Raw genomic sequence first — 2,048 nt, 5'->3', positions numbered from 1 at the left:
GCTCGAGCTATAGGCTGAGCCGATGTTGCGTCCTGCAAGTTGGACTGGACTAGCGGGTGAGAGTCCCGCCCTGGTAGGTACCGGAGCGCCGGGTAGCAGGCCCCGGTTCGTCGTTGAGAGGCGGCGGGCTGAGCGGGGCGTCGAGAGCCTCTTCGGAGGGAGCAAGTGCGCGGGCCGTAGCGTTATGCGAACACTGCAGCCTCGTCACAGTCACAATGGGAGAGCCGAGCCGCTCATTTCACGGCGAAGGCCATGTCCGGCGAGCCCTGGTCCGGGGTCAGCTCGTCGGGTCTTTCCGGGGTACGGGTGGCGGCACGTGCACATAGTCTGGTTCGGAACAGGAGAGGCCCGTCTGCCTGGCCTGCGTCGGGCAAAGACCAGGGGTATAAGCCAGTGGTGAAATCCTTTGGAGGGCAGCGGGAGTCCGATGGGGTCGTAGTACCGGTGATCGGCGTGCAACATAACGCGCCGGGAGGGAAGGGCCCCGACTTTGATCACGTGCATCGAGCGGGTAAGCGTGAGGGCATGACCGAGGTGTCTCGGTCCAATTCCCCCGGCAAGCGATCGCTTGTCGTAGCCGTTGAGGAGCCGTTGAGTTTCTCGCCGGTGAAAGTGCAACGACTGCAACGTGCGCTATGGGCTGCGGCCAAGCAGTCTTCGGGTCGGCGTTTCCACGCCCTGTATGACCGTATCTACCGGGGTGACGTCTTGGTGGAGGCGTGGGAGCGAGTGTGTGAAAACCGGGGTGCGGCTGGGGTGGATCGTGTCACCCTCGCCGCAGTGCAGGACTATGGCGTGGACCGCATGTTGCGGGAGTTACGTCATGACCTGCGGGTAGGGAGTTATCGTCCGTCGCCAGCGCGGCGGGTGGAGATCCCCAAGCCCCGGGGCGGTAAGCGGCCGTTGGGGATTCCCACGGTGCGAGATCGAGTGGTTCAGGCGGCGGCCAAGATCGTGTTGGAACCCATTTTCGAGGCGGACTTTTTGTCGTGCTCGTATGGGTTTCGGCCGAAGCGGTCAGCCACTCAGGCGATGGAACGGCTGCGTGTCGGGTTCATCGAAGGGGTCACTCATGTGGTCGAGTTCGACATCGCGAAGTTCTTCGACGAGATCGACCACGACCGGCTACTTGCTGAGGTGGGTAGGCGGGTCTCGGATCGGCGGGTGCTCAAACTGCTGCGGCTGTGGCTGCAGGCAGGTGTGTTGATTGATGGGGTGCGTGAGCGGACGGTCGCGGGCACTCCGCAGGGTGGGGTGATCTCGCCGCTGTTGGCCAACATCTACCTGCACGTGCTCGACACCGAGCTCACGGCCCGCGGGGTGGGTGAGTTGGTGCGCTACGCCGATGACGGTGTGGTGCTGTGCCGATCGCAGGCACAGGCTGAGCAGGCTTTGGCGGCGATAGGCGAGATCCTGGCGTCGTTGGGGTTGCGGCTGCATCCGGACAAGACGACGGTGGTCGACCTGCGCAACGGTAAGGAGGGCCTGGATTTTCTGGGCTGTCATTTCCGGGCGCGCATGTCGGGGCGGTTGTGGGAACAGAAGCGCGTTGTGCGCCACTACCTGCACCGCTGGCCCAGCCAATCGGCCATGATCAGGCTTCGGACAAAGATCCGGGACCGTACTGGTCGTAGCCGGGTCGGAACAGATATTCGCCATGTGATCGCGGATCTCAATCCGATCCTGCGCGGGTGGGGCAACTACTTTCGCACCGGCAATGCTGCCGATAAGTTCCGACACGTCGACAGCTACGTGGTGTGGCGGCTGTTTCGCTTGATGGTCAAGAAGCGAGGCCGCAACCTGCGTGCCGGTCAGGCTGCTCGGTGGACCGAGGACTGGTTCAACGAGCTGGGCCTACACCGCCTGCGCGGCACCATCCGCTACCCGAAGGCAGCGTAACCATGTCAAGAAGATCATCGGTAAGCCGTGTGCGGGAAAACCGCACGCACGGATTGAAAGGGGGATGGGGAAACGGATCTGCTTCGCAGACACCGCGCCCCTGACTACCAATGGCCGCACTGCCGATGTTTCCCTTGCAAGTGGCGATG

At 63.3% G+C, this 2,048-nt stretch carries 1 protein-coding gene; it reads left to right on the top strand.

Annotated features, from left to right (window positions below; all coding sequences use genetic code 11):
- The first annotated feature begins 525 nt into the window (after nt 1-525).
- Nucleotides 526-1,899 (top strand): group II intron reverse transcriptase/maturase, encoded by a 1,374-nt coding sequence (gene ltrA / locus ACN269_RS35205; protein WP_421476745.1) that lies wholly within the window; start codon nt 526-528, stop codon nt 1,897-1,899.
- Nucleotides 1,900-2,048: the final 149 nt, after the last annotated feature.

Origin of the sequence: Micromonospora sp. WMMD736, from assembly GCF_049179015.1 — a bacterium.
In the GTDB taxonomy this organism is placed as follows: domain Bacteria; phylum Actinomycetota; class Actinomycetes; order Mycobacteriales; family Micromonosporaceae; genus Micromonospora.
The sequence above is the reverse complement of the archived record's forward strand: the minus strand, read 5'-3'. Positions and strand labels throughout refer to the sequence as shown.

What these genes read in the sequence shown, in the direction of transcription:
- ltrA (WP_421476745.1), top strand. Translation starts at nt 526, where the DNA reads ATGACCGAGGTGTCTCGGTCCAATTCCCCCGGCAAGCGATCGCTTGTC.